General features: G+C 58.7%; 16 protein-coding genes. 4 read left to right on the top strand and 12 right to left on the bottom strand.

The features are described 5' to 3' along the window. Positions 1-98 precede the first annotated feature (98 nt). Together DW123_RS07985 and DW123_RS07980 are read right to left on the bottom strand one after the other, a co-directional pair. Positions 99-1,793 (bottom strand): ATP-binding protein, encoded by a 1,695-nt coding sequence (locus DW123_RS07985; protein WP_158553155.1) that lies wholly within the window; start codon positions 1,791-1,793, stop codon positions 99-101. 369 nt (positions 1,794-2,162) lie between these two features. Beyond that, on the bottom strand, positions 2,163-2,813 hold the full coding sequence (locus DW123_RS07980) for an HAD family phosphatase (RefSeq protein WP_117734855.1): 651 nt from the start codon (positions 2,811-2,813) through the stop codon (positions 2,163-2,165). Positions 2,814-3,029: 216 nt separating this feature from the next. Here DW123_RS07980 and DW123_RS07975 point away from each other — a divergent pair, with 216 nt between their 5' ends. Continuing rightward, positions 3,030-4,013, top strand: coding sequence for a DNA/RNA non-specific endonuclease (locus DW123_RS07975; protein ID WP_117743434.1), 984 nt, complete (start codon positions 3,030-3,032; stop codon positions 4,011-4,013). A 114-nt stretch (positions 4,014-4,127) separates the two neighbouring features. Here DW123_RS07975 and DW123_RS07970 read toward each other — a convergent pair whose 3' ends face one another. From DW123_RS07970 to DW123_RS07955, 4 genes are all read right to left on the bottom strand, one after another. Further along, the gene (locus tag DW123_RS07970; RefSeq protein ID WP_118273501.1) at positions 4,128-6,203 is read right to left on the bottom strand and encodes a translation factor GTPase family protein; all 2,076 of its coding nucleotides are present in this window, start codon (positions 6,201-6,203) and stop codon (positions 4,128-4,130) included. Between the two features lie 308 nt (positions 6,204-6,511). Beyond that, positions 6,512-7,276 carry an amino acid ABC transporter ATP-binding protein gene (locus DW123_RS07965; RefSeq protein WP_117743432.1) on the bottom strand — a complete coding sequence of 255 codons (765 nt, stop codon included), beginning with the start codon at positions 7,274-7,276 and terminating at the stop codon, positions 6,512-6,514. After that, complete coding sequence (locus DW123_RS07960; RefSeq protein WP_233505102.1) at positions 7,269-7,922, bottom strand: amino acid ABC transporter permease; 654 nt, start codon at positions 7,920-7,922, stop codon at positions 7,269-7,271. The genes DW123_RS07965 and DW123_RS07960 overlap by 8 nt, the downstream gene beginning before the upstream one ends. A 146-nt stretch (positions 7,923-8,068) precedes the next feature. After that, the gene (locus tag DW123_RS07955) at positions 8,069-8,929 is read right to left on the bottom strand and encodes a transporter substrate-binding domain-containing protein (protein ID WP_117763827.1); all 861 of its coding nucleotides are present in this window, start codon (positions 8,927-8,929) and stop codon (positions 8,069-8,071) included. A gap of 337 nt (positions 8,930-9,266) precedes the next feature. Between DW123_RS07955 and rlmD the strand changes: the two genes are divergently transcribed. Continuing rightward, complete coding sequence (gene rlmD, locus DW123_RS07950; RefSeq protein ID WP_117763828.1) at positions 9,267-10,715, top strand: 23S rRNA (uracil(1939)-C(5))-methyltransferase RlmD; 1,449 nt, start codon at positions 9,267-9,269, stop codon at positions 10,713-10,715. A 100-nt stretch (positions 10,716-10,815) separates the two neighbouring features. On the opposite strand, the gene DW123_RS07945 is transcribed toward rlmD, so the two are convergent. The 5 genes from DW123_RS07945 to tilS all read right to left on the bottom strand — a co-directional run bounded on the left by DW123_RS07945 (position 10,816) and on the right by tilS (position 17,563). After that, on the bottom strand, positions 10,816-11,637 hold the full coding sequence (locus DW123_RS07945) for a phosphatase (protein ID WP_117734840.1): 822 nt from the start codon (positions 11,635-11,637) through the stop codon (positions 10,816-10,818). Between the two features lie 165 nt (positions 11,638-11,802). Continuing rightward, positions 11,803-12,987 (bottom strand): pyridoxal phosphate-dependent aminotransferase, encoded by a 1,185-nt coding sequence (locus DW123_RS07940; RefSeq protein WP_117734839.1) that lies wholly within the window; start codon positions 12,985-12,987, stop codon positions 11,803-11,805. A 189-nt stretch (positions 12,988-13,176) separates the two neighbouring features. After that, positions 13,177-15,324, bottom strand: a complete 2,148-nt coding sequence (gene ftsH / locus DW123_RS07935; RefSeq protein WP_117763830.1) for an ATP-dependent zinc metalloprotease FtsH — start codon at positions 15,322-15,324, stop codon at positions 13,177-13,179. 1 nt (position 15,325) lies between these two features. Next, positions 15,326-15,874: a hypoxanthine phosphoribosyltransferase gene (gene hpt / locus DW123_RS07930; protein WP_117734837.1), complete on the bottom strand. Its 549-nt coding sequence runs from the start codon at positions 15,872-15,874 to the stop codon at positions 15,326-15,328. Positions 15,875-16,021: 147 nt separating this feature from the next. Then, positions 16,022-17,563, bottom strand: coding sequence for a tRNA lysidine(34) synthetase TilS (gene tilS / locus DW123_RS07925; RefSeq protein ID WP_199406605.1), 1,542 nt, complete (start codon positions 17,561-17,563; stop codon positions 16,022-16,024). Positions 17,564-17,611: 48 nt separating this feature from the next. Between tilS and DW123_RS07920 the strand changes: the two genes are divergently transcribed. Continuing rightward, entirely contained in the window at positions 17,612-18,421 is an 810-nt protein-coding gene (locus DW123_RS07920) for an MBL fold metallo-hydrolase (RefSeq protein ID WP_117734836.1), read from the top strand. Between the two features lie 81 nt (positions 18,422-18,502). Here the strand turns inward: DW123_RS07920 and DW123_RS07915 are convergent, their stop codons facing one another. Further along, on the bottom strand, positions 18,503-18,934 hold the full coding sequence (locus DW123_RS07915) for an Hsp20/alpha crystallin family protein (RefSeq protein ID WP_055251783.1): 432 nt from the start codon (positions 18,932-18,934) through the stop codon (positions 18,503-18,505). A gap of 275 nt (positions 18,935-19,209) precedes the next feature. On the opposite strand from DW123_RS07915, the gene DW123_RS09505 reads away from it, so the two are divergent. After that, positions 19,210-19,677: a hypothetical protein gene (locus tag DW123_RS09505; RefSeq protein ID WP_117734835.1), complete on the top strand. Its 468-nt coding sequence runs from the start codon at positions 19,210-19,212 to the stop codon at positions 19,675-19,677. Positions 19,678-19,790: the final 113 nt, after the last annotated feature.

Genomic DNA, 19,790 nt, shown 5'->3' with positions numbered 1-19,790 from the left:
TATTTTGGCAGGTTTTATCTGGGGAAATATCGCGAGACAATCGCCCCTCCAGCACCCATCTGGCCTCGAGAGACACTAGAGAGGCGACCCGGCTGCATCTACTTCTTCCGATATCGGCGGTTACGACTCGTCGATGAACCCATTACTTCGATGAGCCCTTTATCCGCCATTTTTGGCAGATGGTAACGGACAGACGAAATTCTGACCCCCGATGCAACCGCTATTTCTCGCGCCGTCATATCCACTTCGGCGCTGAGAGCCTCCAGGATCCTATCCGCCGTCGAAGCTGACGGTTCTCTGTTCCTATCGATAATTTCGAACGTGTCTTTGCCGCATTTTGACAGGGCATGTTTATCTACAAGGTCCCCGCAGATCAGGCGAATGTCATCCGAATCCCACTTCAGGGCCTCTCGTATTTTTTGAACATCGCATACGCACCCATGCTCCCGCATAAACATGAGCAATGTTTCTTCGCGATCCGTCAGCTCGGTGCCCACATGGTTCTGAATCCACGTGCGGTTTTCAGCAAGCTCCGCCCCGTGCCGGGAAAGCAGCACCGTAAACGAATCGGCCTTAACGATAAATTTCGGCCTGCCAAGCGAACGAGACTCCATCTCGCGAATCATAGCCGGGATGCCAGATCCCTGACTTTCCGCAACAGCCCCCTCAGCATGCTCTAACGGCGTCGCCCCCATCAGACTCATGAGCTTTGGGTTTCGGCAGCGCGATTCCCCGTCCGCAAGATTGTCCACCGTCTTTCCGCCCCAAAGCCCGCCGGGGTTTTTGATCTCTATTCTGTCTGGGTAGATATCGACGCTCACGGCCTGCCCCACAAACATGGGCGAATACTCTCGATGGATGCAGGCATTCGCCAAGGCCTCGCGCAAAACCTCCTGGGGTACTTCCCAATCTTCCCTTCTACCAGCGCCTCGCACTATCGCCGCTTTGCGCAAGTTTCGTCCGATCGCAGCGAGGGCATCTTCGATGCAGGCCGGAATCGGGCCATCGCACAACTGGCGGTCAATAAACCGGGGTTGCCCAGGAGCAGATTTTTCCACATCGGAATGAACGGCGACATCGATCATCAGCTTAGGATAGAACTGCTGGGGGTAGATTCCCGCCGACAGCAGCCCCGCGAGCTTCACAGCTCCATCCTTTGTAGTGATATTGAGTCTGGCCAGCTGCTTTTCCAGCGTATCGGCCCCGCGCAAAACGCGCGGGGTCTGCAGCCGGCGATTTGCGATAATGGACCGCACGACATCTGGATCCAAATCCTCGACTGTTGCCTCCGAAACCACCGTACCGTCTGCATCGCTCGGAAGCAACGCACTCTGTAGCTCATATAGCTCAGCGGGCGACATCTTGATATCTTTATCATCCACGCGCTTGTAGCTACCGTTCTGCACGCCGCGCGCGCCGATATAGCATGGCTTCGCTTTGAGCTCAAGTTCAAAGATGCGCACCAGAAGTACCTGGAGCCCGTCGACCTCGCCTCGATCAAGCTCATACCGTGGCGCATGGGTCACCACCGCCGCTGAGCCTCCGTCTCCGATACCCGAAACAAACTGGTCGCGCACCCTGTCGATAGCAAAGTTGGCAGAAGGAACAAATCCTTCGGCTTCGTTCAGGCCCAAAATAATGAGCCCGCCCGCAGTGTTCGCAAAAGCACTCACTGTCTCCCATACGTCTGCACTCAATTTATTCGTGCAGGCTTTAACTTCTACCGATGCGTCATCGGTCCCCCGCCTGCGAAGGCGCTCAACGATAAGGCCAAGAGGTTCATCCAACAGCATTGGCATTCCGTCTCTCTAAAACAATAGATTTATCTCTCTAAAGCTTAGTATATCTCTCTAACTTTAGAGAGATGAGCACCTTCTTTTAGAGAGAAATTTAGAGAGATGTATCGAATTCACTGCTAGATTACCTAAGGCCATCTCTCTAACCGACGTTCTCTTTAGAGAGACGTTTAGAGAGACGAGCGCATCTCTCTAACCATGGGCTCCGCTCTTTAAAGCGTACACATCCCAACCGTGCCATAAGTTGCGGCGGGCATTACCCCGCCAACCCGCCAAAAGAGGACGGGTTTATTTTGGCAGGTTTTATCTGGGAAAACGCAAGCGGGGCCACGCCGAAGCCACCGTCATCAGCCTCGGCGCATACCTTTAGCGCACGGCCCTGACCGCCGCCGTCAGATCGAACAGCGTATCGAGCACGGCCTCGCAGCCGTCCGCCACGTCCTGCGGCAACGGCACGATATCGGGAACGGCAAAGACATGGCAGCCGGCCGTGATGCCTGAGACGCAGCCGTTGCGTGAGTCCTCGACCACGGCGCATTCCTCGGGAGCAAAGCCCGCGCGATCGCAGGCGAGCAGGTAGATCTCGGGATCGGGCTTGCCGTTCAGGGTATCCTCGTTGCAGGTCACCGTCTCAAACCTATCAAAGAGGCCGACCGTCTTAAGGTTGCGCTCGGCCGCAACGCGGCGCGACGACGTCGCAAGGCCCACGTGATAGCCCGCAGCCAGCAGTTCGTCCAGGCACTCGGCGGCGCCGGCCTTAAGCTCCAGATCGGTCTTGACCATCTCGTCGAGAGCATCCCTGTAGTGGGCTTCGACCGTCTCGACGATTTCGCGGCTGCCGTAATGCTCCTCAAGGATGTCCCTGACATCAGGCATCGAGCGACCGATAAACTGATGGACCAGCGCATCATCAATCGCAATCCCCAGCTCGGCAGCGCCCACCTTCCATGCCCTCACGTCCAAACGCTCGGTATCGACCAGCGTTCCGTCCATGTCAAAAATGACAGCCTTGATCATATCGGTCCCTTCATCGGCTTGCACGGCCTTCGTTACCGTCACTCTACCGCGCTTTACAGCTTGTATATAACGTATATATCATATTTGGCTTTCGCTACATGAATCAATAGCCTACCAAAAAGGGGCAGGTTTATTTTGGCAGGTTTTATCTGGGAAACGACCTGCGGCGTCTCCTGCTAGACTGGTAGATTCGCAACCGACTAACCAGGAGCCCCCATGTCGCGCAAGTCCGCCTACAAGCAAGTACTTTCCATCGGCACCGCCGTGGTGCTGGGGTTTGCGCTGTTTACGGGATCGATCGACGGAGCGCCCAAGCTGTTGTCGCCGCAAAGCGATGAGCAGGCGGCGGCTCTGGCCGAGAAGCAAAGCGAGAGCCCCAACCGCACCGACGACGAAGCGGACTTGGTCGCCCGGCTCGAATCGGGAACGGCGAGCTCCCCGGACCCTCAAAACAGCCAGGACTCTGGCGATGGCTCCGATTCCGCCGCAACCGACACCGGCGACGGCGCTTCCGCGGACAGCGCCGCCACCCCCATCGACGAGGTCGAAAACCCCGATCTCGACCGCGCCCGCGGCGTATATCTCAGCAGCATCCCCGACTACGCCGGCAACCCCTACGTTACCCTTCGCGCCGACGGCACGCATCCGCTCGGCACACCGTCGTTCACGCTCGATGAATACGAACGGGCCACCGAAGAAGGATGCTTTAAGAGGTTCTCAAAGCTCGACAGCCTGGGCCGTACCCGCAAAGCACTCGCCTGCATAGGACCCGAATCGCTCGGTCAGGGCAAGCGCGGCGATATCTCGCGTATCCACCCCGCCGGATGGCACCAGCAGCGCTACGACTTTATTCCGAGCCAGAGCCTCTATAACCGTTGCCACCTTATCGCTTGGTCGCTCTGCGGCGAAAACGCCAACCGCAAAAATCTCCTGACCGGCACGCGCTATCTCAACGAGACGGGCATGTTGCCCTTCGAAGAGCAGATCCTCGGCTATATCCGCGACACGGGCAACCACGTGCTCTACCGCGTCACGCCCATGTACAACGAAGAGGAACTCGTCTGCCGCGGTGTCCGCCTCGAGGCGCAGTCGGTCGAGGACCACGGCAAGACACTGTGCTTCCACGTGTACTGCTACAACCTGCAGCCGCATGTGCAGATCGACTACGCCACCGGCCGCAACCAGGCCTCGGGGGATTAGCCCCGAGCCACGACAAGAACCGATTTGCAACCCCACCGGGGATCAAAAAGGGCCGCTCCGGATCACCCAGAGCGGCCCTTGCATCGGCACGTATGTTACAGGCAACGTCACACGCTACTTGGCGCGGCCCTCCTCATAGCGCTCGACCAGCTTGGCCTGAACGTCATAAGGCACCTGCTCATAGCCCGCGGGCTTCATGGTAAAGTCGCCCGTGCCGCGCGTGATAGAGCGCAGGCGCGTCGAGTAATCCGTCAGCTCGGCCAGCGGCGCCTGGGCGATGACCACGGTGTCTCCGCGCTCATCGGTCTCCATGCCCGTCACGCGACCACGCGAGGCCGAGATGTCGCCCATCACGGCGCCGGCGTAGCTCTCGGGGATCGTCACCGTGATTTCCTCGATGGGCTCCAGCACCACCGGGTCGGCATCGGCGCACGCCTTGCGCAGGCCGATGCGGGCCGCCGCGCGGAACGCCATCTCGTTGGAGTCGACGCTGTGATACGAGCCGTCGTACACAGCCACGCGAATGCCCGTGAGCGGGTAGCCGGCGATGATGCCGTCCTTCATAGTCTCCTGAACACCCTTATCCACGGCAGGGATCAGCGAGCGCGGAATGCGGCCGCCCACGACCTCGTCCACAAACTCATAACCGTCGCTCGTACCGTCGGCGGTAATCATCGGCTCCACACGCAGCCAGCAGTCACCATACTGACCGGCACCACCAGTCTGCTTCTTATGACGACCCTGGGCACTTGCCGTGCGGCGGATGGTCTCGCGATACGGGATACGGATCGGCACGCTCTTGGCAGCGACCTTGGTGCGGTCCTCCAGACGATTGAGCAGGACCGAAACCTGCGCCTCACCCACGGCGGAGATAATGGTCTGGCCGGTCTCCTCGTCGCGGTCGATGCTCATGGTCGGATCGGCCTTGCAAGCCTTCTCGATAAACGTGTAGAGCTTCTCTTCGTCGCCGCGGTTCTCGGCTTCGATGGCGATACGGTACTGCGAGTTGGGGAACTTAAACGCCGCAGCCTCGACCTTACCGGTAATCGAGAGTGTATCGCCCGTCTCGGCAGCCAGCTTGGGCGCCACGATGATATCGCCGGCATACGCGTGCCCGACCTCGGTCATGTCGCGGCCGCACATCACATACAGGTGAGCCAGACGCTCGCCCTTGCGCGTGCGCGCATTGACCAGCTCAAGGCCCGGCTCAAGCGTACCCGTCAGCACCTTGATAAAGCTGATGCGACCCTGCTGCGGATCGGCCAGGGTCTTAAACACAAACGCCACCGGGCGGTCATCGTCGCTCGAGATCTTGAGCGAATCGCCATCGATAAGCGGCATCTCGCCGTAGTCCGTCGGCGCCGGGAAGTACGTGGCAATATCGTCCATCAGCGAGTTGACGCCCTGCTCCTTAATGCAATCGCCCGCAAAGACCGGCACAAAGATGCGCTCGGCGATCGCCTTCGACAGCAGGCCCTCGAGCTCTTCCTGCGTCAGCGTCTCCTCGCCTTCCAGGTATTTCATCATCAGCTCGTCGTCGGCCTCGGCCACCAGCTCGCACAGATGGTCGTGGGCCTCCTCGGCCTGGGTACGATACTCCTCGGGAATCTCCGACTCAACGGCTTCAGCGCCGTTGCAATGGCGCGCCTTCATGCGCACCAGGTCGATGATGCCGTCAAAGTCCTCGCCCTCGCCCCAGGGAAGGGTCACGGCACCCAGGCGCGTACCAAAGCGCTCCTGCAGCAGGTCCATCGTGGTCGCAAAGCTGGCCTCGGAGCGCGACAGGCGGTTTACGAACACCGCACGCGCCAGACGCAGGTCCTCGGCGGCATACCAGAGCTTAACCGTCGTAGGCTGCGGGCCGGCCTCGGCGTCGACAACAAACAGAGCCGTCTCGCAGACGCTCATCGCGGCATAGGCGTCGCCGATAAAATCGGGATAGCACGGGGCATCGAGCACGTTGATGCGCGCGCCCTTCCAGTCGATCGGCGCAATGGTCGTCGAGATGGAAAATGCACGCTTGACCTCTTCGGGGTCATAGTCAAGCGTGGGCTTGGTGCCGTCGTGGCCGCCCAGGCGGGCGGTCTTGCCGGAAAGGTGGAGCATGGCCTCGGCGAGTGAAGTCTTGCCCACCCCGCCTTGGCCTACGAGCACCACGTTCCTTACGTTACCGGTCTTGGGAGCACCCATGATGACCTCCTTGCAGGGCCGCGCGCAATGCGCGACGCCAACGGGGAGAGTTCGCGGTCGGTGCCGTCCCGGGAGCAGCATGGTCGGCAGCCGAGCCGACTCACCCTCCAAATGTCCTATGCCACCACCCTACCCTTGCATCCGCCTGTCCATGCACACCTTTCGGCGCACGTATGAATACAGACGGCGAGAGGCCAGAGCAAACGTGCGAGGCGATTATTAAACCCCATCGATACAAATAAAAGCCGCCGCAGGCCGTAAGACCTGGCGGCTTCGCCTCAATTAAAAAGTTGAGTAAATAGCTGAGCCTACCCCTCGATACGGCTCAAGAACTCGCGGGTACGCTGCTCGCGTGGATGGTCGATGACCTGCTCGGCAGGACCTTCCTCGACAATACGGCCGCCGTCCATAAAGACCACGCGGTCGGCAACATCGCGCGCAAACTGCATCGCGTGGGTCACGATCACCATCGTCATGTTCTGCGCCGCAAGGTCTTTAATGACACGCAGCACCTCGGCCGTCAGCTCTGGATCGAGCGCCGAGGTCGGCTCATCAAAGAACAAGATTTCCGGGTCGAGCGCCAGGGCGCGGGCAATACTCACGCGCTGCTGCTGGCCGCCCGAAAGCTCGCACGGCACCTTGTTCTCGTTGCCCACAAGCCCCATCTGAGCAATCAGCTCGTGCGCACGAGCTTCCGCCTGCTCGCGCGGGCGCTTAAGCACGCGGATCGGCGCGTCGGTGATGTTTTTCATCACCGTATAGTGCGGAAACAGATTGTAGTTCTGGAACACCAGGCCGAATCGCGAGCGCGCCTGCTTGGGCACATCGCCCTTCGCATACACCGCGCCCGAACCCGCATCCGTCGCGACGGCAAGGCCGCCAAACGAGAGCGAGCCTCCGTCGAGCGTCTCGAGCAGTGTGGCGCAACGCAGCAGCGTGGACTTGCCGCCACCCGAAGGCCCGATAATCGCCACGACCTCGCCACGCTTCACCTCAAGCGAGATATCCTTGAGAACCTCATTGCCGCCAAACGCCTTGCGCGCGCCTTCGATCTTCATCACTGAGTTAGTCATGGTAATAGTCCAGCTTCTTTTCGGCGGCGCCCAGCAGCATCTCGACCACAAAGTTAAAGACCCAGTAGATCAGCGCCGCGATTGCAAACGGCACCATGTTCACTTGCGAGGCAACCAGCGCCTTGGCCGTCGAGAACATCTCGCCCACGCCAATGGCAAATGCCAGCGACGTATCCTTGACCAGCGTGATAATCTCGTTGCCCATCGCCGGCAAAATGCGCTTAGCGACCTGCGGCATCACAATGTACAAAAACGTCTGCAGGCGCGAATAGCCCAGCACCTCGGCAGCCTCGTATTGACCGCGCGGAATGGACTGCAGGCCCGATCGATAGATCTCGGCAAAGTAGCCGGCGTAGTTGATGATGAACGCCACAACGCACGCCGTCCATTTGGAATCGGGTGTGAGCGAGATGCCAAACACGTAGTACGGGGCAAAGTAGATGGCAAACATCTGCAGCATGAGCGGCGTGCCACGCATGACCGAAATGTAGATGCGCGCAATCCAGCGAAGCGGCGCGATTTTGCTCATGCGCATAAACGCCACGGGGATTCCCAGTGGAATCGACCCGAGCAGCGTCAGCACAAACAGCTGCAAGCTGACCAAGAATCCCTGGCCAAGCATCTGCATCATGACTTGGATAGACAACCTACCCTCTCTTTCGCAACAGCAGAACAGCGGATCTTATTCTCAAATAGGCGCAGTGCCCAAGATTGCGAGCGACAAGCCCGACGAAGCGTACTTTGGTACGCGAGGAGGGTTTGAGCGGCAAGATCGGGTTCCTGGGAAAGCCGTTATTTGAGCACCCAATTATCGAAGGAAAGACCGTAATCTGCATACTTGTCGCAGAGGTCCTTAACCGTGCCGTCCTCGTAGAGCGCCTTGAGCGACTCGGTTACAGCATCGGCCGACTTGGTGTCGCCCTTCTTAAAGCCAACGGCGTAGTGCTCGCTGGACAGCGGCTTGTCGAGCTGCGTATAGGCATCGGGCTTGGCGGCGAGCTGATACTGGGCAATCGAAAGGTCGCAAGCCACGGCATCGACCGCGCCGCTCTCGAGCTGCATAAACGCCGTGTTGTACTCACCGATGGTATCGAGCGTGGCAAACGTCGCGGCCAGATCCTTCTGGTCGCCCTCGAGCACATCCTGCGCAGCGGAATCGGTCTGGGTGATCACGGTCTTGCCGGCAAGATCGTCCCAGCTCTTGATGCCCGCATCCTTCTTGACCACGAGCACCTGCTCGTTGAGCATGTACGGCTCGGAGAACGTGTAGTCGTCCTCGCGACCCTCCATGGTAAAGCCGTTCCAGATGCAGTTGATGGCACCCGAGTTGAGCAGCGTATCCTTGGCATCCCAGTCGATGGCCTCGTATTTGACCTCCCAGCCTTGCTTGTCGGCAACGGCCTTGGCAAGGTCGAGGTCAAAACCCGTATATTCGCCATCGTCGCCCACAAAGCCGTACGGAGGATAGGACTTGTCAAAGCCCACCACGAGCTTCTTGGACTCCGCGGCACCCTTCGTATCTTTGGCCGCGGCAGAGCCGGCAGCAGAGCCCTTACCGGCACCGCCGCCACAACCGACAAGACCAAGGCCGAGCACCGTGGCGAGCGAGCCGGCTAGACCAACAAACTGACGACGAGACATATCGGTATTCATGGTATTCCCCCTTGCTGGCACTTTAGTTAAGTAAAGTGAGTCGTGTAACGTTCAGAATCATACACTTTACCTTGATAGAGTACAAGGGAGGATTTGCCCGCCGGGTGCCGGGGCAGGGGTTAAGTTTGCTGCTCTACAGTCCTGCTCACGACGGAGGCCACATTAAGTGGCCTCCTGTTCGTGCGGAACTCGCGACAAATTAAACTCCGCGCCGGGCGCCACTCAGCCGGGAGACAACCTGCTCGGAACCTTAAATAGCCTCCTCTCCAAACGGGCACGTTGAATGCACGGTACAATTGCTTCGGACTTTTCTTTTATTAAATAGTGGGGTTAATTCATGGCAGAATCTCGTGCGGAGCGTAAGGCTCGTCGTGCTTTGATCGAGGCGGCTGAGGGGTCGGGGGAGAAAAAATCTTCTAAGAAATCCAAGGCGTCTCAGGATGCGAAGGGTAAGTCGGCCAAGGGCAAGGCTAAGGCCAAGCGTTCTGGCTCTCGTCGGGGCGGGGATAAGGCATCTCAGACTCGCCCCAAGCACTCGCATAAAGATCCGGCTTCGGCTGCGTGCAAGACTGTGGACCCCAAGTCTCCCTGTTCGATCATGAAAGCTTGCGGTGGGTGCACGGCGCTCAATCGTCCTTATAAGAAGCAGTTGGCGGCCAAGCAGACTGCTATGGAGGAACTGTTTGCTGAGCTCTGTGAGCGCGAGGGCATAACCGTCGATCCCATTCGCGGTATGGGCGTCACCCTAGGCGACCCGGGCAAATATCCTGCGCCGCGCGGTTTTCGTCATAAGGCTGCCACTCCGTTTGCTCCCGGTAAGGAGGGCGCTGTCCGCTGCGGTTTCTTTGAGCGCGGCACGCACAAGATCGTTGCCGTACCCGAGTGTCCTGTCGAGGCGCCGGGTGCTCGTCAGATTCTCAACGGTATCGCTCGCGAGGCCGAACGTCTGCACATTCCCGCCTTTAACGAAGACAAGCATCTGGGGCTGCTTCGCTATGCCGTCGTTCGCTGCGGCTGGCGCACCGACCAGATTATGGTCACCCTCGTGACCGCTCAGCGCGACTTGCCGTATGCGCAGGAGTTCTTTGAGGCCGTCGCCGCACTCGATCCGCATATCGTCACCGTTGCCCAAAACATCAACGGACGCCCCGGCAACGCCATTCTAGGCGAGGAGACCCGCATCGTGCATGGCGCCGAATGCATGCGCGACCAGCTGCTCGGCTGCGACTTCGACATCTCCCCCACCGCGTTCTATCAGACCAACCCGCAACAGACCGAGCTGCTCTACCAGCTCGCCATCGACGGCATGGACCTGCGCCAGGGCGACGTGCTTATGGATGCCTACTGCGGCAGCGGCACCATCGGCCTTTGCGCCGCAAAGGGTGCCCAGGACAAGGGCATTGGCATCATGCTGCTCGGTGTGGAGCGAAACCCCGCGGGCATTGCCGACGCGCGCCGCAATGCCGAGCTCAACGGTCTCACCCGCAGCGCTTGGTTTATGGCCGACGACGCCACCGACTACATCCTCGATGCCGCCGACAACAACGAACGCGTCGACGTCCTTTCCATCGACCCGCCGCGCGCCGGCTCCACCCCCGAGTTCCTCGAAGCCGCCTGCGCACTCAAGCCGCGCCGCATCACCTATATCAGCTGCAACCCCGTGACCCAAGAGCGTGACCTGCACCAGCTCCTCGACGGAGGCTATCGCCTGCTCAAGATCACGCCGGTCGACATGTTCCCCCATACCGACCACACCGAAACCGTAGCGATCCTCGGGCGCCGCTAGCCCACCCCAGTAGATTTTTGGGACATGCCTTAAAATCTACCGGCACAAGAAAGGGGGCGGCCCGTCTGGACCGCCCCCTTTCGTTGGCTATATGAGCCCGTTACATGCTCTTGCGCAGGTCGCACACGCCGGCTGCCGCCATCTCGCGCAGCAGCGTCTCGCGATCGCGCGTCACAATCAGGTCCAGCGGGAAATGAATCTCGTCGAGCATCTTGCGCGCCTGCTCGAGCTTGCCAATCGCCATACCAATGTGCGCGTCGGTCGAGATGCCAATCCCCACGCCCAGCTCGGCGCAGCGCTCGGCAATCTTGCGGCACACACCCCAATGCTCGGCATCGGTACCATGTTCAAGACTATGGTTGTTAATCTCGATAATCTTGTGCTTGGCCTTGGCCGCCAACAGCACCTCATCGATATCAAAGGGAACACCGGCGCGACCCGTGTGGCCCAGCATGAACACCTTGGGGTGCTCCAGGGCATTGATATACATCTCGGTCGTCTGGGCCAGCGTCGCGCCTTCAGCAATCTGTGAATTATGCACGCTTGCCACCAAATAATCCAAATTGCGCGTAACCAAATCGAACAGCGAATGCTGGCGGCTGAACGGATCGCCGGCAATATCGAGCGTGACAGGAGTGTCCTCGCCAAACAGGCTTCCGTCCAACGAAACGATATCGGCCTCGGCACCGCGCAACACCAGCACGCCACTCCAAATGCGAGGCCAGACATCCTGGTTGATAAAGAACTGGTAGCTACGCAGGTCATTGGGGCAAGGCGAAACCATAGAGCTCAGATGGTCGGCAGATCCGAGCACCTGCAGGCCACGCTCTGCCGCCCAGTACACATTCTCCTCAATGGTCGAATATGCATGCGCAGAGAACATCGTATGAGTATGGATATCACAAGAAAGCAGGTAGGGCATCGGATCTCCTTATCCGGCATGGCCGTCGCGTATATTCATTGTACGCATAGCCTTCGATAGTCGTAAAACTGCTTCATCCCAATCACACAACGGCATAGACAACGGGGTCTGGCTTAAAACCAAACCCCGTTTCACGTAAAACATTGTAAGCAGAGCGCTTTACTTTCAAAGATATTCGTCGGCCAGTTGCTTCCAGGCAGGCAACGAATTGACGATGGTCTCGTAGCTCACGCAGTAGCCCAAGCGGAACCAGCCCGGCATGCCAAAGCTGTCCGAGGGAACCGCAAGCAGCTCATACTTCTTCGCGCGCTCACAAAAAGCGTTCGCATCGGGCTCCAGCGCCTTCACCCATAGGTAGAACGCGCCATTCGGCTCAACATAGGTGTAGCCGTACTCCGCCAGTGCATCGGTAAGCGCGGTGCGGTTGCGCGCATAGGCCTCGACATCGCTCGGTTCATCAATGCAGTCGATAATCACGCGCTGGAAGAGCGCCGGAGCGCACACGAAGCCCAGCGTACGGGCGGCACCGGCAACGGTGGGCATTAGACGAGCTGCCTGAGGATTCGTATTGGGAACCAGGATCCACCCCACGCGCTCGCCCGGCAGCGACAGCGACTTGGAGTACGAATAGCACACGACGGTGTGCTCGTAAATCGAGGGTACCCAAGGCACCTCGGCGCCGTATACAATCTCGCGATACGGTTCGTCCGAGATCAGCATGATCGGATTCTCGGGATCGCGCTTGGCGTTGACCTCGCACAAAACTTTAGCCAGGCGCGTCAAGGTATCGCGCGTATACACAGCGCCGGTCGGGTTGTTGGGTGAGTCGATAATGACGGCAGCCGTCTTATCGGTAATCGCCTTGAGCACGTTATCCACGCTCAGCTGGAACGTATCTTCATCGGCGAGCGCCTCGACACACGTACAGCCGGCCTTCTCAATCCACACGCGATACTCCGGAAAGTACGGAGCGATAACGATGACCTCGTCGCCCGGATTGGTAATCGCGTTGAGCGTACAGGTGAGCGAAGCCGCCGCACCCACCGTCATAAAGACATCCTTGCCCTCATAGCTCGTGCCAAAGCGGCGGTTGAGCGATTCGGCCACGGCGGTACGGCACTGCGGCAGACCCGGTGCAGGCGTGTATCCATGCAGCTGGTCGCTCGGCAGCTCCAAGGCCTTCTTAATGGACTCAGCCACGGCGGCAGGTGCCGGAACGCTCGGGTTACCCAGTGAGAAATCGAACACGTTTTCCGCGCCGATCTGTGCCTTGCGCTCAAGGCCGTAGCTAAAGATCTCGCGGATGATGGAGCTCTCCGCACCGCGCGCATACATAATATCGTTGATCATCTGTTCCCCTTTCGCATAGGCGCTATTGTACGCTTTAGCCGAGCAAAGTGCCGCAGCAATGTTGATTGGGGACAGACTTAAATGCGTGAAAACGCTCATTTAAGTCTGTCCCCAATCAACAGATGGCTCCATATCACTCAAAAGAAAAAGCCTCCGCAGGTTTCCCCGCGGAGGCTTTCGTGACAACGATTACTCGTCGACGTCAGTATTGCCGTCGGCCTTCTTTGCGTCAGCAGTCTCGACATCGTCAGCATCCTCAGATGCGACGTCGGCATCCTCCTGCATGGCCGCCTGCGCAAACGCCGCGGCATCAGCCGCCAGCTCCTCCTCGCTCATACGAGGCGCGCGCTTCTTGGTCGGCATGCCGGCCGCCTTGGCATTGCGCTCTTCCTTGGCCGCCAGGATATCGCCCTCGCGCTCAAGGTAGGCATCCCACTCGTTGTCGAGCAGGGCGTTCACGGCGTCACCTTCGACGGTCTCGCGCTCGAGCAGCACGTTCGCCATCAGATCGAGCTGATCGCGACGGGCATCCAAAATCTCGACCGCACGGCGATGGGCTTCGCGCATGATGCGCTGAACCTCGATATCGATGCGACGCGCCGTCTCCTCGGAGTAATCCTGGTGATCAGCGTAATCGCGACCAAGGAACACCTGATGCTGCGCCTCGCCAAACACTTGCGTGCCCAGCTCCTCGCTCATGCCCAGGCGCGTGACCATCTCGCGCGCCATCTTGGTCGCGCGCTCCAGATCGTTGCTCGCGCCCGACGTGATGTCGTCGCACATGAGCTCCTCGGCAACGCGGCCGCCCAAGAACACGGCGAGCTCGTCGAGCATCTCGTTCTTGGTTTTGAGGAAGTGGTCCTCCTGCGGAAGCTGCAGCGTGTAGCCCAGAGCCTGACCGCGGCTGACGATCGAGATCTTGTGGACCGGATCGGAGTGCTCCAGGATGTGGCCCACCAGGGCATGACCGCTCTCGTGGTAGGCAATCGTGGTGCGCTCGGCTTCGGTCATCACGCGACCCTTGCGCTGCGGTCCGGCAATCACGCGCTCCATCGATTCCTCGACCTCGTCCATCGAGATCACGGAACGATGACGGCGGGCAGCCAACAGTGCAGACTCATTGAGCAAGTTCGCCAGGTCGGCGCCGGTAAAGCCAACGGTCATCTGGGCGAGCTTCTCAAACTTAACGTCCTCGTCCATCGGCTTGTTCTCGGCATGCACGCGCAAGATCTGCTCGCGGCCCTTCACGTCCGGACGGTCGACCGTAACCTGGCGGTCAAAACGGCCGGGACGCAGCAGCGCCGGATCCAGAATGTCGGGGCGGTTGGTGGCGGCGATCAGGATGACCGACTCGCTCTCCTCAAAACCGTCCATCTCGACCAGCAGCTGGTTGAGCGTCTGCTCGCGCTCGTCGTGACCGCCGCCCAAGCCGGCTCCGCGCTGACGTCCCACGGCATCGATCTCATCGATGAAGATGATCGACGGGGCCTGGGACTTGGCCTCCTTAAAGAGGTCGCGCACGCGGCTGGCGCCGACGCCCACGAACATCTCGACAAAGTCGGAACCCGAGATGCTAAAGAACGGCACGCCCGCCTCGCCGGCAACGGCCTTGGCCAGCAGGGTCTTACCAGTACCCGGAGGGCCAACCAGCAACACGCCGCGCGGAATCTTGGCGCCCAGCTTTCGATAGCGATCCGGATCGCTCAAAAAGTCGCGAATCTCCTCGAGCTCCTCGACCGCCTCGTCCACACCGGCAACATCCTCAAACTTGACCTTGGGGCGCGTTGCCTCGTTGGTCTTGGCGTTGGTCTTGCCAAACTGCATGTTCCTGTTGTTGGCGCCCATCATCTGGCGCATAAAGTAGAACATGATGGCGATCAGGGCGATCGTCGGCAGCGCGCTCATCGCCAGGTCGCCCCAAAAATCGGGGTCATTGGTGTTGACGATGTACTTGGTATCGGGGTGCTCCGCCATAAGCTCGGCAAGAGAATCGGAGCCGACATAGGTCGAGGAGAAGCTCTTGAGCTCGCTCGTGTCGCCCTTGTCCTTTTTTGTCTTCCAGTAATGACCCGCCACGCTTCCGTCTTGAACCGTATAGGTCAAATCTTCGACGCGATCCTGCTTAATGGCGTTGACCATCTCGCTCGTCGCGAGCTTTACGGTATTGCTGGAATTGGCAAAGCCGGAGCCCATGTTAAAGAAGGCGTAGCCCAGAAGCGCGCAAGCCAAAATAAAATACAGCCAGCCCGTACGCGTGGGCTTCTTGCCTCCGGGCATCCCCGGGATCTTAGGCTCCCGGGGAGTCTGGGAATTGTTATCGTTACGGTCGTCGGGCATCTTACGAATAAACCTCCGGTTTCAAAATGCCCAGATACGGAAGGTTACGATAGCGCTCGGCATAGTCGAGGCCGTAGCCCACCACAAAGGCATCGGGGCAATGGGTTCCAACATACTTGGGCGTGACGGCCGAGGCACGGTCCTCAACGTCCTTCCACAGGAAGGCGGCGACCTCCAGAGAAGCGGGCTTGCGGCTCTCGAGGTTCTTCATCAGATACTTGAGCGTCAGGCCCGAGTCCAGAATGTCCTCGACGATCAGCACGTCGCGGCCACGGATGTCGATATCCAGGTCCTTGATGATACGCACGATGCCGGAGGACTTCACGCCGTCGCCGTAGCTCGAAACAGCCATGAAATCGATGTTGGTCGGCAGCTCGATCTTGCGCATCAGGTCGCCCATAAAGACCACGGCGCCGCGTAGGACCGCGATCAGCACCAGATCCTTACCCACGTAGTCGCGAGTAATCTGCTCGCCTAGGCGAGAAACGATACCGTCGATATCCTCCTGCGTAAACAGAACCTTCTCGATATCCGGATGTTGAGAAGCCATGACAACCCTTTCTTGTGCTTATCGCCCACACACCGCCGTATGGACGCGAACTACACATTCTAGCAGCGCACGGGGTATATTTACCAGCCCGTGCGCCATCAGCGCGGGAATACCGTCAACGTCGCACAGAATAGTAGGCGCAAGGCGCTATTCCGCATCGACTACGCGGAGCAGATATGCCACGCGCGTTGCGGCCGTGCATTTAAAACGCTCGTCGGCCCGAACGCCCGCAACCCACACCACGGCTCCCCCCGGAGCCGTTCTTACCACGGGCACGCCAGAGCGTTCGGAAACGGGAATGCGCGCCTCGTTGAGCAGGTCGGACACTTTCTTGCTTCGACCACTCATTCCCAGCGGGCACATCACATCCCCCGGCACAGGGTTATCCACCCACAAGCGCGCCGATCGAGCCTCAGCGGGAATCTCTCCGCACGAGCCAGCGAGCATCCGATCGCTATCGCGGTCGGCAAAGCCCAAGGCCGCCGCATCCACGATAGCGGCCACCTCTCCGGCAGCCACAAGCTCGCGGGCTCGATGCACGACATCGTATCCCGGCTCAACGGCCATCGGCTCGGCCACCAGCATACGCCCCGCCCCCAAAGACAGGCGCCCGGGAACGGAGATCCAGTCGGCAACTAAGCCCTCGCGCGCCACCGGGGCCTTGAGTGCCAGCATTCCAAACTCCACGCGCGCATCAATTCCCGCCGGGAGTGTGACCGAGCCCGCACCCTCGGCAACACAGGCGAGCACGCGCTCCACATGCCGCATCTCCGGCCGAGCATCGGGGTCGATGCGCTTAATTGCCAGTCGTACGATGCGCCGGGCAATCACCACCTCGGCCGCGGCAAGGCGGCGCGCGTCGAGGACCAGCGCACCCGCCACTTCCTTGCGCAGGCAGCTTCGAAACGCCTGAGCCGAAAGCTGAGACAAAAACGCATCCTCGTCGCCCAGGATCTCGCAAGCGGCACCAATCGTCTTGCAGACGTTCGCGTTGCGCTGTGCCACCACCGGCATCACCCGGTGGCGCACATAGTTGCGCAGGTACGAAACGTCCTCGTTGCTCTCATCCTCCCGCCACAGCTGGCCATGCACCTGCAGATAGTTCACGAGCTCATCATGCGTGAGGTCGAGCAAGGGGCGTACCACGATGTTCCGACGGCGTGGAATGCTCGATAGACCAGCGGGCCCCGACCCCTTAATCGCATTCATCAAAAACGTTTCCGCGCGGTCCGATGAGGTGTGCGCCGTACAGATGCGGGCCGCCGTCCGCGGTGCGCCCGTCTGGGCGCAGAGCTCACGAACGTATCTCCGTGCCGCGGCATAGCGTACCTCGCGGGCAGCCGCCTCGATATTGCCCGATTCATCATCAAAATAGGCATGCTCAACACACAGCGGCAAGCCATATTGCGCGCAGAGCTCGCGCACAAAGGCCTCGTCGCCATCGGACGCCTCACCACGCAGGTGATGATTTACATGCAGTACGTGCAGACGCTCGCGCGCAATGGAAGCGACGCCGCGCCCGTCCATGATATCCAACTTTGATGTGCATGCCATAAGAAGCAAGGCCGTCGAGTCCGCACCACCTGATACCATGAGCACCACAGGAGCAGCCGTCTGCCGCGTCGCCAGGGCGTAATCATCCGCCCTCGACGCAGCATGATGTCCATAGTGCTGAGATACCGTTGGCATTCGCTTCCTCCTCTATTCGTCCGCACCCATTGTATCCTTTGGAATCTTATGTCTCGCCTGCACCTTCATATCCTCGGCAGCGGCTCAAAAGGCAACTGCGCGCTCATCGAGGGGCCGCAAGGTCTCATCATGATCGATGATGGCCTGTCCCGCCGCGAGACACTTAAACGCATGGCGGAGCTCGGCCTCTCGGCAGACGACGTTGCCGCGCTTGTAATTACCCATGAGCACACCGACCACATCAAAGGGCTCGATGTATGGTGCAAGCACTGGCATGGTCCCCTCTTTGCCAGCAGGGGCACGCTTTCGTGCAAAGAAACCCTCGCACATCTACCCGTAGAGGAATTTGACCCCGGCGACACGCTTTCCATTGCCGGCATCCGCGTACGAACCTACCCAACATCGCATGATGTCATCAATCCTGTCGGTTATCGATTCGACACTTTCGATGACTCCATTGGCTTTGCCACCGACACCGGAGAGCTAACCAAACAAGCTATAGACACCCTCGAAGACTGCCGAGTTCTTGCACTCGAGAGCAACCACGATGTGGCCATGCTGCGCCAAGGAGATTACCCCCGCTTCCTCCAAGATCGAATTTTATCTGCAAAAGGCCATCTCTCTAACGACCAAGCCGCCGGCGCAGCGCGTGGGCTCGTCACCGATCGCACCGAACAGCTCATTGCGATGCATATCAGCCAAGATAACAATCGCCCGAGCCTTACCGTCAAAAGCTATGCCAAAGCTCTAGCCGCAACCCTGGATGACGAGGTCGGCAGTTCCGCCACCCTTCTCCAAGGATCGCGAAAACTCTCGATACGCCCCGCAAGCCAGCATCGACCAGCAACCATTCAATAGTCGTCCCAGACAGCAAAAAGGGCCGGGAATCGCTTCCCAGCCCCTTTTGTTGTCTTTTAATAGCGCGGAGCACCAACGAAGTTAGTCGATGGAGATCTTCGTAACGTTCTTCTTCTCGACGATCTTGGGAACCGTTACGGTCAGGATGCCGTCAGCATACTTAGCCGAGAGGCCCTCGCTCGAAGCGTCCTTGAGATACACGCCACGCGTCGCGCTGTACGAGCTGAACTCCTTCTGCAGGAAGTTCTTGCCCTCGTTCTCCTCGTCCTCCACAACGTTCACGCTAATGGACAGACGGCCTTCATTAAGCTCAACATCGATGTCATCCTTAGCCACGCCGGTCAGATACGCCTTGACCTCATAACCATCGCCCTTGTCCTCGACATCAACGGGAAACGCCTTGGAAGCAATCGAGTTGTTTGCAAGGTCGGTCATGTCATCAAACAGATCGAACAGCGAGCTAGCAGAAGGACGAACGCCAAAAACCGAACGATAAGGAACCATGCTTGCCATGTTTACCACTCCTTTTAAGGACTGCCAAGCCATCTTCTAAGTGACTGGGACTTCTTTTGACGCTCTTATATATGCCCAGCCGCTTCTTATATATACATCGACTATAAAGTTTTTTGAGTCTAGTAATATAAGTATATCTAAGTCTTATTGACTAAGGTTTTGTCTGATTAGCGGAATTTGAACTAAGACTTAAATAATGTATGCAATCTCATCAAAACTAGACGGCTGACTTACAATGGGCGCATAAACGATATTGATGGCGAACTAAGGGCATCATGGACGATCAAAAACAGTACAACACGCTTATGCCGGAGCAGGACGAAGTTTCCAGCCCGCAACCGATTCGATTCCATCGCCCCCACATCTCGCAAGAGCCCATTAATGATCCAGAGCCCGAGTATGTGACGAGAAACCGATATCAAACACTCGAGGATGCCCAAACGGGACGTAAACATATGGGCGTCGCCTCGGGAGACCCTGTATATCTGAAAGACGCACCATTATCTAACAACAGCGCAGCTAGTGATGGGCCACTGAAAGCATCCGCCGCTCATCAACAAAGAGGTCCTCGACCCAAGCAAACCTTGACGCACTCGGCTCGCTATCTCGAAACGCCAAAACAGGGAAAATCGATCTTCGTTTCGTCAAGTAAACGACGCAAGCAGCATCGACTGACAATCCTGCTTTTGATCATTGTGGCCATAGCAGTTGCCCTCGTTATTCGATTTATTATCTTTAAATAAAAGCTTAGTACCAAAAACGATAAGATCATCTGGGGTAATTGAGTCATTTACGCCTCGTAAACGCAAAAAAGGGGGAGGCCGCGAGGCCTCCCCCTTCTAAGTTCGCTGACGGC

The organism is Collinsella sp. AM10-26, from assembly GCF_003472525.1.
Taxonomy (GTDB): Bacteria; Actinomycetota; Coriobacteriia; order Coriobacteriales; family Coriobacteriaceae; genus Collinsella.
This window is presented reverse-complemented; position numbering and strand designations above follow the sequence as displayed.

What these genes read in the sequence shown, in the direction of transcription:
- DW123_RS07985 (WP_158553155.1), bottom strand. Translation starts at nt 1,793, where the DNA reads ATGCTGTTGGATGAACCTCTTGGCCTTATCGTTGAGCGCCTTCGCAGG.
- DW123_RS07980 (WP_117734855.1), bottom strand. Translation starts at nt 2,813, where the DNA reads ATGATCAAGGCTGTCATTTTTGACATGGACGGAACGCTGGTCGATACC.
- DW123_RS07975 (WP_117743434.1), top strand. Translation starts at nt 3,030, where the DNA reads ATGTCGCGCAAGTCCGCCTACAAGCAAGTACTTTCCATCGGCACCGCC.
- DW123_RS07970 (WP_118273501.1), bottom strand. Translation starts at nt 6,203, where the DNA reads ATGGGTGCTCCCAAGACCGGTAACGTAAGGAACGTGGTGCTCGTAGGC.
- DW123_RS07965 (WP_117743432.1), bottom strand. Translation starts at nt 7,276, where the DNA reads ATGACTAACTCAGTGATGAAGATCGAAGGCGCGCGCAAGGCGTTTGGC.
- DW123_RS07955 (WP_117763827.1), bottom strand. Translation starts at nt 8,929, where the DNA reads ATGAATACCGATATGTCTCGTCGTCAGTTTGTTGGTCTAGCCGGCTCG.
- rlmD (WP_117763828.1), top strand. Translation starts at nt 9,267, where the DNA reads ATGGCAGAATCTCGTGCGGAGCGTAAGGCTCGTCGTGCTTTGATCGAG.
- DW123_RS07945 (WP_117734840.1), bottom strand. Translation starts at nt 11,637, where the DNA reads ATGCCCTACCTGCTTTCTTGTGATATCCATACTCATACGATGTTCTCT.
- DW123_RS07940 (WP_117734839.1), bottom strand. Translation starts at nt 12,987, where the DNA reads ATGATCAACGATATTATGTATGCGCGCGGTGCGGAGAGCTCCATCATC.
- ftsH (WP_117763830.1), bottom strand. Translation starts at nt 15,324, where the DNA reads ATGCCCGACGACCGTAACGATAACAATTCCCAGACTCCCCGGGAGCCT.
- hpt (WP_117734837.1), bottom strand. Translation starts at nt 15,874, where the DNA reads ATGGCTTCTCAACATCCGGATATCGAGAAGGTTCTGTTTACGCAGGAG.
- tilS (WP_199406605.1), bottom strand. Translation starts at nt 17,563, where the DNA reads ATGCCAACGGTATCTCAGCACTATGGACATCATGCTGCGTCGAGGGCG.
- DW123_RS07920 (WP_117734836.1), top strand. Translation starts at nt 17,612, where the DNA reads ATGTCTCGCCTGCACCTTCATATCCTCGGCAGCGGCTCAAAAGGCAAC.
- DW123_RS07915 (WP_055251783.1), bottom strand. Translation starts at nt 18,934, where the DNA reads ATGGCAAGCATGGTTCCTTATCGTTCGGTTTTTGGCGTTCGTCCTTCT.
- DW123_RS09505 (WP_117734835.1), top strand. Translation starts at nt 19,210, where the DNA reads ATGGACGATCAAAAACAGTACAACACGCTTATGCCGGAGCAGGACGAA.